Here is a 13,144-nt window from a genome sequence, read left to right as displayed (position 1 = left end):
CGTCAGAATATTTCAGTCGACCTGAACAGCAATATTGCTGTTCACTTCTCAGACGATGGTGCTTTTTACCTGTCGTGGGCATTTTTGTTTCAAAAACGCTGTGACAACCGTTTTCCAGACACTACTTTCTTCAGAGAATCCTTTTGGCATGCCATAAATCGACAATACTGCTTATTTTTTGTTCGGATTAAATTTTAACCAATTATGGTTTTATCAAATAGATACATTATTACGTAATTTATTTGATAATGGTTTCAGAACAGGGTGGCATGCCGCGCTGCCATAGCTGTTCTTACCGCAACCCTCACGATCTGGCGGTTTCAGCCCTCATCTGGTGACCCTGTGAGTTAGAGATGAAACAACCGGCGGGTGTTGTCACGAATGGCCTCGGCAACGTCCTGTGGTGACTCTTCCCGGATATCACACAGGCACTGCCAGACGTTGTTGATCCGTTCGGGGCGATTGGGCTCGCCTTGAAACCCCTGCACGGGCATGTCCGGAGAATCCGTTTCCAGCAGCAGTGAAGAGAGCGGCAGGCGCGACAGGGTGCGTCGGGTTTTGCTGGCGCGCTCGTAGGTCATTGTCCCGCCCACGCCAATGAAGTACCCCGCCTTGATAAAGGCCAGCGCCTGTTGCTCGCTGCCGGCGAAACCATGCACCACGCCACGCCGGGGCAGATCAAGGCGTCGCAGATGCATGGCAAGCTTGTCGTGCGTGCGGCGCGAATGGAGGATCACTGGCAAATTGTATTGGCGGGCCAGTCGCAGTTGGGCATCCAGCAGGGCTTCCTGTCGGTCAAATTGTGGATTGTCGATAAAAAGATCCAGTCCGATTTCACCGATGGCTACCAGCTTGTCAGGGCGCTGTTGAAGCCACGCTTCCAGCTGCTGGAGATGCTCGGCGCGAAAATCATTTATCGCCATGGGGTGAATGCCAAGCGCGGCATACACCGGATCAAAACGCTCGGCCAGCGACATCACCCCGGCAAAGCGCTCTGCCGAGACGCCCACCGCAATGATCTTCTCGATACCGGCTTCCTGGGCCAGCTGCAGGCTTCGTGTTTCGTCACCGTGAAACGGTGGAAAATCGAAGTGGCAGTGGGTATCCACAAACGTCGGTCGCATATCATCGCTCCTGTGGTGGTTGCCTTCAGCTCGGTGTATTTGAAGGTCGGTTATGCCGGAGTGTAGCGCTCTGTCGCGAAGGGTGGATGGTGGGGACCGCCGGCCGGATTCGCCGGGAGAAAGCTCAAGGCTCTACCAGTTGCCCACGCGAAGGAGAAGCTGAAGGGAGAGAGGCCAAAACTGTCGGATCGCCGCCAGATCCAGCCACGGCGCATGCATGACACAGGTGACTATTTGATCAGCGGTCTGGCCGAGCTGTTCGACGTCTTGCGGCCGACGGTTTATTGCGTCCTGCAACGGACGCCGGGCGCGGAGGTATCCATGGACACTCGACAGCTGCCCCTGGCCGCGCACCACATGCACTTACGCGATGCGGACCTTTCGGACATCGACCGATTGTCCTCACCCTTCTCCTTCTCGAATAAACCGGGGTCATGGAGGTCAAGAACCGCGTATTGCCCGAACATTCTGTCCGAACCCGGTGGCTCTCGGCGTGACCTGGCTGGCCGGTTTTTACTTCGAGATCAATGTCATCGCGCGCTGCCCGGCGAACCGAAACAAGGTGAGATCGTGGGGTGCGGTCAACTGGACCGTGACCTGCGGGCAGAGGGCCAGTGTCGTGCAAGGGCTTCAGGCGGCCCTGTTTCGCGCGGTGCATCACGCGGACAAGGCCGCCATTTGCTGTATGCCTTTGACAGCAGGAGATCAGCGCCATTGGGCACAGGCCTGTGCCCACGCCGTTTCAGGAGCGCGCCGGATTTACAGGGCTCTCGCGCAGAGCTGGCAGCACCACCTGTTCAACAAGACGCACCAGCAGGTCATGATCGATCGCGACTCTCAGGATCAGGGCGCGATAGGCCGCCATGGAGGGGATGATCTGGGCGGCTAGCGCAATATCTGCCGTTGATGGGATTTCACCTCGTGTTTTGGCGCGCTCCATCAGCACCTCATTCGCCGTGATCCATGGCTCGAAGATTGAGTAGTCGCCCGTTTCTGCCAATCCCGGCACCTGGCTGATCATCGACACCACACCTGCCATGGCGCGCAATATTCGGTCCACCCGCACGCCGTCTTGAGGCTGAAACATCGCCAGAAGATCGCCCCGTAACGAGCCGGTATCAGGCAGCGCTTCCAGGTCGATCTGTTGCGCCTTCATGTGCGCGACCGCGTCCAGTACCAGATCGGTTTTCGTCGGCCAGCGGCGATACATCGTGCCTTTCCCGGCCTGCGCGCGATCCGCCACTTTTGCCGTGCTCAGCCCGTCATAGCCGACCTCCGCCAGCAGATCGATCGTCGCCTCCAGAATGGCGCCGTCACGTTCGGGGTCGCGTTTGCGACCTCGCGTGGCAACAGAAACATCATTTTTGGTCATTGACATCCTTAATACGATACTGCACAGTTCCGATACTGTTCGGTATCGTAATATCCAAATGGCTTGATCACAATAGGAGCATATCCATGCGCTACAACCTTCTGGGTCGAACCGGTCTCTTCGTTTCCGAAATGTGCCTGGGCACCATGACCTTTGGTCAAAGCGGCGGCCCCTATGCTGCCGCCAGCGGCGTCATGCAGGACGACGCTGAAGCGATCCTGCGCCGTGCTTTCGACGCGGGCATCAACTTCATCGACACGGCCAACGTCTATGCTGGCGGGCAGTCGGAGGAGATCGTGGGTCGCGCCCTGTCATCGCTCGGTATCGCGCGCAAGGACGTTGTGTTGTCGACCAAGTTCGAGCATGGCACCGGCGCCGGGCCGAACGATGGCGGTGCCTCGCGCCAGCATATCCTGCACGAGGTACATGGCAGTCTGAAGCGTCTCGGCACCGATTATATCGACCTTTACCAACTGCACGGCTTCGATCCCGCCACTCCGGTCGAGGAAACGCTGCGCACCCTGGATGATCTTGTCCGGCAGGGTCTCGTCCGTTACATCGGCGTGTCGAACTGGGCCGCGTGGCAGCTGGCAACGGCGCTTGGTGATGCCAGGCGTCTGGGGCTGGAGCGGTTCCAGAGCTATCAGGGTTACTATTCGCTGGTCGGGCGCGACGTGGAGCGCGAGATCGTACCACTGCTTGAGGCCGAGGGTCTGGGCCTGATGGTCTTCAGTCCGCTCGCCGGGGGCTATCTGACGGGCAAGTATCGCAAAAGTGATGAAGGCCGCCGCGTCACCGTTCCGTTCCCCCCGGTGAACGAAGCGCGCGGCGCGCCGCTTCTGGACGTGATGGATGATATCGCCGCGCGGCATCACACCACCCTCGCGGCGATTTCGCTGGCCTGGCTGCTGCATCAGAAGGTTGTTGCCAGCGTGATCCTCGGGCTGAAACGGCTCGATCAGTTGGAGGACAACCTGAAGGCCGCCGAGGTGGCGTTGTCCGAGGACGACCTGGCCGCCCTGAATGCGGCAAGCGCCCTGGCACCGGAATACCCCAGCTGGATGATGGCCTCGGGTGAGGGTGCGCGCCGCAGCCTGATGGAGACCGGCAGGATGCCCGAGGCTCAGTGGGGGGCCAAATGACGATCCTTGTCACCGGCGCTACCGGCCAGGTCGGTGCGGCGATCCTTGATCGTCTGTGTGGGGCTGATATCCGTGCGCTGACCCGCGACCCCGCGCGCCCTGGGGAGCGCGACGGGATCATGGCGTCGTCGTGGAGAGCCTGAGATCACTAGGCCATCTTCGGCTGACCCTGGAAATGGGGGCGCTGTTCGTAGCGGCCCCCGTTGTGATGGCGTTTGTGGCGACGCCGGGGCAGCTGTTTCCCTCGATCCTGCCGCTTCTGGGGATTGGTCTGATTCTCCTGTGCATGACACCCGAATTTCGGTGGTCTTCGGTCCTGCACGGCTGGCGAGACGTGCGCGCGCCGCTTATCGCAGGCATCGGGCTTGCCACATTCATGGCAGGCTGGATCGCCATCCAGTGGCTGCAGCCATGGGCAACCTTCTGGCTATGGCGCGAGGAACGATCCGTGTTCTGGGGGTTGCTGGTGGCCTATCCGCTCCTGTCTGCCCTGCCACAGGAGCTCATCTATAGGACGCTCTTTTTCCGACGCTACGCCGCGATCCTGCCGGAAGGCCACCGTGCCATCGTGCTCAATGCCACGCTGTTTGCACTCGCTCACGTGATGTTCTGGAACTGGATGGTACTGTTCGTGTCGTTCGTGGGCGGGCTGTTGTTCGCCTGGTCCTACCGTCAGCGTGGCCTTGTCGAGTCCTGGGCCCTGCATGGCCTGACAGGGTTTTTGCTCTTTGTCACCGGCGTCGGCTGGTATTTCACGCCCGAAGCCTCGGCCCGGCCCTTCTGAACCCTTTCTTCCTTGACCCTCTCATTCATGGAGACGAAACCTGCTCGCCTTTATTTTTCAGATCGACGGGCTTGCCGGAGTTGTTGTCTTTTCCTGCTGGGGGCTGTGGTTCCAGTCTGATTGTCGGCGTGGGTTATCTTGTGCCCATGATCCTGAACATCGTGGTCCCCCCTTTTGTCATTTGATCCATCCGATGCTGGCATCTTTTGAAGTTCTGCTCTGTCGAAGTCTAGCGCCCTGTGGCGAAGGGCGAATTGCAGGGTGGATCAGGACGTCTACGCTTTAGACATTCGTCGCAAATAGCCATCACCCCGTGATGTGCGCAGTGATGTGATCAGGGACGAGTAGCCTTCGCTACTCAATGACAAGGAGCATAACCGTCATGGCAGAACAGATTCCCCCGCAGAAGCAGGACCGCCAGCCCGGCGTTGAAGGCGAGATGACCCCGCCGGCCGAGTTCATGCACCCGGACTATCGCGGCAGCGGCAAGATGCAGGACCTGGTGGCCATCATCACCGGAGGGGACAGCGGCATCGGTCGTGCCGCAGCCGTGCACTTTGCGCGCGAAGGCGCCGATGTGGCCATCCTGTATCTTGATGAGCATGACGATGCTGAAGCCACGAAACGGATGATCGAGCAGGAAGGCCGTCGGGCGCTGCTGATCGCCGGTGATGTCGCTGACGCCGAGGTCTGTCGCAATGCGGTGCAGCAGACCGTCGATACCTTCGGCAAGCTGGATGTGCTGGTCAACAATGCCGCCTAGCAGGTGCTGCATAACCGCCCGGAGGAGACTTCGGACGAAGAATGGCGGCGCACCTTTGACGTCAATATCCACGGCTACTTCTACATGGCCAAGGCCGCCATCCCGCACCTGCGCGAGACGAAGGGCGCGGTGATCAACACGACCTCCGTCAATGCCTTTGCCGGGAATGCCAATCTGCTGGCCTATACCACGACCAAGGGCGCCAACGCCGGCTTTACGCGCGCGCTTTCGAAAATGTGTGTCGAGGATGGCATTCGCGTCAATCAGGTCGCGCCCGGCCCAATCTGGACGCCACTGATTCCTTCTACTATGGGTCCGTTCGACGAGAGTATTGTCGAGGACTTCGGCAGCCAGTCGCCCATGGGACGCGCCGGTCAGCCGGCAGAGCTTGGGCCGGCCTACGTCTATCTGGCCTGCCGCGACAGCAGCTACGTGACCGGCCAGACCATCCACGTCAACGGCGGCATGATCGTCAACGGCTGATATGGCGCAACAGGGGATGGGGCCTTTTCAGACACCTTTACCCGGCCCTGCGAAGGGCAGGCATGAGGCCTGTCCTGATGCCTATCGAATACAAAGTCCATTGAAAAGGGAGATTTCAAACATGGCCGACCAGTTTCCAGTGCAGTCCCAGAATCGTCAGCCCGGGATCGAGCATGAGATGACCCCGGTGCCCGAGATCATTCGCGATGACTATCGCGGCAGCGGCAAGCTCGAGGGCAAAAAGGCGGTGATTACCGGGGGAGACAGCGGTATCGGTCGCAGCGCCGCGGTGCATTTTGCGCGTGAAGGCGCCGATGTGGCCGTGATGTATCTTGATGAGCATGACGACGCCGAAGAGACAAAACGCCTGATCGAAGCCGAAGGTCGCCAGGCGCTTTTGATCAGCGGCGACGTGCGCGACAGCGCCTTCTGTCAGCAGGCCGTCGAACAGGTGTTAAAGGCCTTCGGCGAGATCAACATTCTGGTCAACAACGCCGCCGTACAGGTGGTGCGTCAGGATATTGCTGATATCCCGGATGATGAGTGGCGCGACACGTTTGACGTTAACATCCACGGCTACTTCTACATGGCAAAGGCCGTGCGCCCGCACCTCAAGGCCGGGGACAGCATTATCAATACGACCTCGATCAATCCCTTCGTGGGCAACGCCATGCTGATGGCCTACACCTCGACCAAGGGCGCGATCACGGGCTTTACCCGCTCGCTGTCAGAGTCGTTGATCAAGGAAGGCATTCGGGTCAACGAAGTGGCGCTAGGACCGATCTGGACGCCGATTCAGCCCTCGACCATGGGACGTTTTGATCCGACCCTCATGCAGACGCTGGGCGAGAAGATGCCCATGGGGCGTGCCGGTCAGCCCAGTGAACTTGGGCCGGCGTACGTTTTTCTGGCCTCGAAGGACGCCTCCTATATTAGCGGTCACTCGCTGCACATCAACGGCGGCGCGATTATTAACTAGAGCACTTTTATCCATCAGGGTGCTGCGCTGCAGACGTTCAAAACCGCCTCCGGCCGGACCGGAGGCGGTTTTTTCATGCCACATCATTTCGACGTCAGAGCGAGCCGTCCGATGTTGAATCGTTAGTCGCCACGCGTTGTTCCTGCGGTTTTGCGGACGGCGCGGGTTCGGGCGCCAGTGGTGTTATCGCCACTGTCCCGGCCGGCAACGTTATGTGCTGCGTCTCATCAATGTCGGTGGCCGAATCAGCCAGGGCCACCTGATAGTCGCCGCCGTCCAGATGCCACTGGCGCTGCGTGCTGTCATAGCGGGCAAACTGGCGTGGGTCGATCTCGAGGCTGACCGCTTTCGACTCGTTGGGCGCGAGCTCAAGGCTCTGCCAGCCCCCTAGCCGAGCCGGTGAACCATCAGGGGCGTGAACGTATAGCTGCGGCGTAGTACGGCCCTTTTGATCCCCGGTATTGGTGACCGTAAAGTGAGCCGTCACTTTCTGACCCTGCCTCTCAAGCCTGAGCCCGTGACGCTCGAAGGTGGTGTAGGAAAGCCCGTGACCGAAGGGATAAAGCGGCGTTTTACCCTCGCGTTCGAACCAGCGATAGCCCACATCGGCCCCTTCACGGTTGTAATCGACATCAAAGAAGGCGCTGTTGCCGATGGCAAGCCCCGGCACATTTGGGCGCGGCAGTTGCTCGTCATTTTGCGCGAAGGTCACCGGCAGTCGGCCCGACGGATTTTTCTGCCCGAAGAGCACATTGGCGATCGCCTCGCCGCCGCGCTGACCCGGATACCATGCTTCCATGATGGCGGCGACATCGTCACGCCAGGGCATGGCCACCGGCCCGCCGGTTTCCAGCACCACCACCGTGCGCGGATTGGCCCTGGCGACTGCCTCGATCAGCGCGTTCTGCTGGCCTTCCAGCGCCAGACTCTGCATGTCCATGGTTTCCGAGGTCCACTGCTGGGCAAAGACCACGGCCACATCGCTTTCATGCGCCTGACGGACGGCTTCATCGATGTCATCGCCCGGGCTGAAGGTGACGTTCGAGTCGGGTGCATGCAGGCCGATCGCGCCCAGCGGTGAGGATTTGGGATACAGCCGCTGAGTGTTGACGCCCTTGGGCGGGTTGAGATCCGGCATGGCGTCGCCGTCCATCGGCACCACCGCGGCCGAGCCGCCGCCGGCAATCACGGCGCGGTCGGCATGAGCGCCGGTCACGCTGATGCGCTTGTCCCGCGCACCCTCCAGTGGCAGCACGCCCTGATCATTTTTTAAAAGCACCATGGCATTTTCGGCGATGCGCTGAGCCACATCGGCATTGGCCTTTTTGTCGATCGGCTCACGCGCGGGCGGATGGTCGACGATGCCGGAAGCAAAGTAGCTGCGCAGGATGCGATAGGCCATGTCGTCGATGCGCTCGCGGGGCACTTCGCCGCGCTCGACTGCCTTCTCCAGCGGCGCGCCAAAATAGACCACGCCGTCAAAGTCCTCTGCGGCCGACTGCTGATCCAGTCCCGCATTGGCAGAAGGGGCTGCCGAGTAGACCGCGCCCCAGTCGGACATCACAAAGCCGGGATAGCCCCACTCACCCTTGAGCACCTGGTTGAGCAGATAGCCGTTCTGACACGCATAGTCGTCATTGACCCGGTTATAGGCGCACATGGCAGCGCCTGGATGGCTGTGTTCCAGCGCGTAGCGAAACGACAGCAGATCGGATTCCTGCAGCGCCTGATCGCTGATGTCGGCACTGAGCTTGTGGCGCCCGGTCTCCTGGGCGTTCATGGCAAAGTGTTTGATGGTCGACATCACGTGCTGGCTTTCGATGCCGTTGATCTTGGCCGCCGTTGTCATGCCCGACAGCAGCGGGTCCTCGCCGGGCATTTCATAGTTGCGACCGGCGCGCGGGTCACGCACCAGGCCGGCGGTGCCGCCCAGCAGTACGTTGAAACCGTAGTGGTGCGCCTCGCGGGCAATCATGGCGCCACCCTGACGGGAGAGGTCAGGCTGCCAGGTGGCCGCGGCGGCCAGCACCGACGGCAGCGCCGTGGCTTGACGGTCCGGATCGATCCAGCCGGGATTGGTCACGCCCAGATCGGCATCGGTCTGCTGCTGGGCGGGAATGCCCAGCCGGCTGATGCCGGGCACGAATCCGGCCGAGCCGATGGCACCGCGCACGCGCTGTGACGTATCCATTGGCGCGGCAAAATCCCCGGCCAAAAGCTTCATCTTCTCGGTGTTGGTCATCTCGTTCAACGCCGCGCGAGCGCGCTCGTCGGGGCTTCGATGCGGGTCCATCCAGGGCGCCTGGGACAGGCGCTCATTCAGAGTCTGTTCAGCCTGCGCCAGCCGGCCGGGGCGCTGATCCGGCACCGGGGGCATCTGTGTGGCCAGCACCTGAGCGCTGAACATCGCAGACAGCGTCATCACGGGCAAAAGAAAGCGTTGGCGCATGCGTTGGGTGTCTCCGGAAGAACAGGATGCCGGCCCGGGATCACGGCGATCGCCGGGCATGGAACGGTCAATAAGCGGACTACCTTAGTCGTATTCAGCAGACTGTAGTGTGTCAAAACGTCAGCATTTGCCAGCGAGTGCCAGCAATCATGAGCGACTGTGAACCGGCGTCAGTACACGCAACCGGGCCGCTGCTCAAGAGAACAGCGGCCCGGCATTCAGGCGGAGGGCGAACCCTGAAAGGGCTCGGGTATCAAAGGCGTTCGAGGATTAGAAAAATGTCGGCTCAACGGCGGTCACCGCTAGATCGTCATCGACCCACAGTCCCTGGCGCCACTTGTCAAACGTCAGACACGGATGCGAAGCGCCAAAGGCGATCACGTCCTCGATCTGAATATCGGCCTCTTCAGGGACGCGCAGAAAGGTGTGCTGATCCATGATGTGCACCACCTGCCAGCCGCTCACCTCACGCACAAGAGCGCCATCGCGGTACAGCCTCAGCGCCATGGGCAGATCCGGGTCGCAGGAGATATCGCGCTTGCCCATGGCCACGATGGCAAGTCCAGGCTCGGGCAGCGACTGCACCTGAGCGAAGACTTCGAGTGCCGGCTCGAGCGTGCCTTCAAGTTCCGGACGGCGTTCGCTGACCGCTTCCATGGCCTCGCGATAAAGACGGTGATCATGGGCGACATAACAGCCCGGACGCAGTACCGGGGTGTAGTGTTCGCGCAGCTCGGCCTGGTCAAAGGCTTCGGCAATCAGGTCGAACCATTTTGATCCCGATGCCGTGACAATGGGCGCTGGCGTTGCCAGCACGCCGCTGTCGTGAAGGTGCCTGACGGTCTCCACCAGCCGGGCACCATAGGCACGCACGTCCTCCAGCGCACTGTCGCCGCCGATCATGCCTTCATAGCCCTCGATGCCGGCCAGCCTGAGCGCCGGGGCCTGCCGGATGACCTCTACCAATGCGCTTAACGCCTCACCATCACGCACGCCGCAGCGCCCGTCGGCCACGCCAAGCTCGATCAGCACCTGAAGCTGCTGGCCGCGGGCCGCAAAGAAATCATTGAGCGCGCGAACGTTATCGGCGTGATCCACCGTGCAGTAAAAGTCCAGCCCGTCTTCGATCATTTGCGCGACCAGCGCCATGTTGGCCTGTCCGATCAGCTGATTGGCCATGAGCAGACGTTTGACACCGTGGGCAAAGGCTGCCGCGCACTGGGGTGCGGTGGCCAGGGTGATCCCCCACGCGCCGGCCTCGATCTGACGTGAAAAGAGCGCCGGCATCATGGTGGTCTTGCCGTGCGGGGCCAGGTGAGCGTGATGATGATCGGCAAAATGCTGCATCCAGGCGATGTTGTGCTCGATCACCTTTTGATGCAGCACCATGGCCGGCAGACTCACACCGGTGAGCAGGTGGTCACCGAGTATCAAACTGCCCTTCTGGGGAGGCTGGCCTGTGGCAGACGAGAGCGAAGGGGTGTGCATGGTGTGGCGCTCCTGACGGGGTATTGATGTTGTTGTCATCCGGCGCCGATATCGGCGCCGTAGTGTCCGTAAAGCGTTGATGTTCACAGGGCGCTGGAGTGCGTACAGCGCCGGATCGATAAAGCGTCAGTGCCCGTAAAGCGTGCGGGCGGCCTGCTTCAGGGCGTCCAGCAGCTCGTCACGCCGTGCCTGTGGGGCATCACGGCCGATGGTGAAACACAGCGTGGCATGGGCATGGCCGCCCTGATCGAGTACCGGTACCGCCAGGCAGCAGGCAAAGCTGTCGGCAAGTCCCTCGGTTATGGCGTAACCCTGTTCGCGGGCCCGATCGATCTCGGTAAGGAAGTCCTCACGAACAATCTCGCGACCATCCGGCAGGATGAAGTCCTCCGGCGGGATGAAGTCGTTGATCGCCTCAAACGTCATGTCGCCCAGCAGGACCCGCCCCGACGCCGTCCAGGGAATCGGAATGCGCACGCCCGTGTCGGCGCTGATGCGAAAGGGACGGGTGCCATTGTCATCGAGCACCACGGTGTACTTGTTGCCCTCCAGCATGCAGAACTGGCTGGTCTCGTTGAATTCGGCCGCCAGCTGGCGCAGTACACCGCGAGCCCGGCTGATCAGATCGTTGTGGCGGGCATAGTCCAGACCGAACAGATGCATGGCGCGGCCGAAGAAAATGCGCCCATCGCGATCCACCTCCAGCCATCCGGCCTCGCTCAGGATGCTGACCAGCTCATAAACACTTGAGCGCGGCGCACCGGTGGCTTCGACCAGCTCTCGCGGCGTCATGGGCGCCTTGTGCCGATGCAGCTGGGTACACAGATCAATCACGCGATCGACGCCCCGGGCGCGTTTGGCGGACGAGGCCGCGGGGGCGTTTGGGGTAGTGGGTGACTCCGACATGACAGCTCGCTTCTTGTCCAACGATGATCCGACCATCGTGCACCGGATAGTGTCATTTGACGACTTGCATTCGATCTCGATATGGGAGCAGGATAAGCCTGTCCGGCAAGATGGACAAGTGTCCGATATATCGGACAATTACGGTGATAGTGATGCCGCCATGCCCAGGAGCCTCTCATGTCCACATCCCATCCTTTCGACGTTCTGATTCGCCGCGCGATGGTGCTTGATGGCACCGGTGCACCGGCCTTCGAGGCCGATGTTGCCATCCGCGATGAGCGTATTGTGGCGGTGGGGAATTTTGGAGATGCCCACGCCAATGAGGTGATCGAGGCGCATGGCCGCTATCTCGCCCCCGGCTTTATCGATGTTCACACCCATGACGATACCAACGTCATCCGCACACCCGAGATGCTGCCCAAGCTCACCCAGGGCGTGACCACCGTGGTGGTCGGCAATTGCGGTATCAGCGCGGCGCCGGTACGTCTTCGCAGCAACGTCGTGCCCGATCCCATGAACCTGCTTGGGCGGCACGAGGACTTCGTTTACCCGAACTTTGCCGACTACGCCGAGGCGGTCGATGCGGCCGGGCCTGCCGTCAACGTGGCCGCACTGGTCGGGCACACGGCGCTGCGGGCCAATCTGATGGACGCCTTTGACCGTCCGGCGACAAGTGACGAGATCGAGTCGATGCGCCTTGAGCTCGAGAAGGCACTGAAGGAGGGCGCCATCGGCATGAGCTCGGGGCTGGCGTACAAAAACGCGCGCCAAGCGCCGCTTGCAGAGATGCATGCGCTGGTCGATGAGGTGGGACGCCAGGACGCGCTCTACACCACCCACCTGCGCGATGAGTTTGCAGGTCTCCCGGAGGCCATGGAGGAAGCGTTCGCCACCGCTCGTCACGGCGGTGCCGAGCTTGTGATCTCGCATCTGAAGTGTGCCGGCGTCGGCAACTGGGGCAACGCGCCGCTGGCGCTTGAGCGCCTTGAACACGCGGCTGCCGGACAGACCTGCCACTGCGACTGCTACCCCTATACCGCGGGTTCCTCGACGCTGGATCTCGGTCAGGTGACCGATGAGATCGATATTTTCATTACCTGGTCCGAGCCGCATCCGGAAATGGCTCGTCGAGGGCTGGATGAAATCGCACGCGCCTGGGGGGTGTCGCTGATGGAGGCTGCCAAACGGCTGCAGCCGGCCGGGGCGGTCTATCACAACATGTCGGAAGCTGACATGACCCGCATTCTGGCGCATCCCTTGGCCATGGTGGGCTCTGACGGTCTACCCAACGATCCGCACCCCCATCCTCGCCTGTGGGGCGCCTTCCCCAGAGTGATCGCTCACTACTGTCGTGACGAGAAGCTGTTTGAACTGCCGGAAGCCATTCGCAAGATGACCGGTCTTTCGGCGCACAATTTCGGACTCACCGACCGCGGCGAGATTCGTGAGGGGGCCTTTGCCGATCTCACACTCTTTGATCTGGCAACGCTTGAAGATGTGGCGACCTTCAGCGACCCCATTGCTCCAGCGCGTGGCATCGAGCTGGTAATGGTCAACGGGCGCATCGCCTATCAGGCCGGCGCGCTTGTGCAGCGTGCCGGCCGAATGCTGCGACGCCGTGCGTCCTGAGTCCTTTCAGGGCATCAAGAACATC

The 13,144-nt window shown here is 61.1% G+C and carries 9 protein-coding genes and 1 pseudogene; 5 read left to right on the top strand and 5 right to left on the bottom strand.

The annotated features are described in order from the left end of the window. Positions 1–347: 347 nt before the first annotated feature. A complete protein-coding gene (locus B9H00_RS07925; protein WP_086900204.1) occupies positions 348–1,124 on the bottom strand; it encodes a TatD family hydrolase in 777 nt (258 codons plus the stop codon). Between the two features lie 742 nt (positions 1,125–1,866). Next, complete coding sequence (locus tag B9H00_RS07915; protein ID WP_211329602.1) at positions 1,867–2,496, bottom strand: TetR/AcrR family transcriptional regulator; 630 nt, start codon at positions 2,494–2,496, stop codon at positions 1,867–1,869. Positions 2,497–2,582: 86 nt separating this feature from the next. Here B9H00_RS07915 and B9H00_RS07910 point away from each other — a divergent pair, with 86 nt between their 5' ends. From B9H00_RS07910 to B9H00_RS07895, 4 genes and pseudogenes are all read left to right on the top strand, one after another. Continuing rightward, complete coding sequence (locus B9H00_RS07910) at positions 2,583–3,638, top strand: aldo/keto reductase (RefSeq protein ID WP_086900202.1); 1,056 nt, start codon at positions 2,583–2,585, stop codon at positions 3,636–3,638. A gap of 130 nt (positions 3,639–3,768) precedes the next feature. Next, a complete protein-coding gene (locus B9H00_RS07905) occupies positions 3,769–4,422 on the top strand; it encodes a CPBP family intramembrane glutamic endopeptidase (protein ID WP_147376563.1) in 654 nt (217 codons plus the stop codon). 361 nt (positions 4,423–4,783) lie between these two features. Next, a pseudogene (locus tag B9H00_RS07900) lies at positions 4,784–5,668 on the top strand (SDR family oxidoreductase). 121 nt (positions 5,669–5,789) lie between these two features. After that, positions 5,790–6,647 carry an SDR family oxidoreductase gene (locus B9H00_RS07895; protein WP_086900200.1) on the top strand — a complete coding sequence of 286 codons (858 nt, stop codon included), beginning with the start codon at positions 5,790–5,792 and terminating at the stop codon, positions 6,645–6,647. 94 nt (positions 6,648–6,741) lie between these two features. On the opposite strand, the gene B9H00_RS07890 is transcribed toward B9H00_RS07895, so the two are convergent. The 3 genes from B9H00_RS07890 to B9H00_RS07880 form a co-directional block, all read right to left on the bottom strand. Then, positions 6,742–9,096, bottom strand: coding sequence for a beta-glucosidase family protein (locus B9H00_RS07890; protein ID WP_086900199.1), 2,355 nt, complete (start codon positions 9,094–9,096; stop codon positions 6,742–6,744). Positions 9,097–9,366: 270 nt separating this feature from the next. Beyond that, the gene (locus tag B9H00_RS07885; RefSeq protein ID WP_086900198.1) at positions 9,367–10,584 is read right to left on the bottom strand and encodes an amino acid deaminase; all 1,218 of its coding nucleotides are present in this window, start codon (positions 10,582–10,584) and stop codon (positions 9,367–9,369) included. Between the two features lie 126 nt (positions 10,585–10,710). Further along, a complete protein-coding gene (locus tag B9H00_RS07880; RefSeq protein WP_086900197.1) occupies positions 10,711–11,490 on the bottom strand; it encodes an IclR family transcriptional regulator in 780 nt (259 codons plus the stop codon). A 177-nt stretch (positions 11,491–11,667) separates the two neighbouring features. Here B9H00_RS07880 and B9H00_RS07875 point away from each other — a divergent pair, with 177 nt between their 5' ends. Further along, complete coding sequence (locus B9H00_RS07875) at positions 11,668–13,119, top strand: N-acyl-D-amino-acid deacylase family protein (protein WP_086900196.1); 1,452 nt, start codon at positions 11,668–11,670, stop codon at positions 13,117–13,119. The last annotated feature ends 25 nt before the right edge of the window (positions 13,120–13,144 follow it).

Source organism: Kushneria marisflavi (assembly GCF_002157205.1).
Classification (GTDB): Bacteria; Pseudomonadota; Gammaproteobacteria; order Pseudomonadales; family Halomonadaceae; genus Kushneria; species Kushneria marisflavi.
The sequence above is the reverse complement of the archived record's forward strand: the minus strand, read 5'-3'. Positions and strand labels throughout refer to the sequence as shown.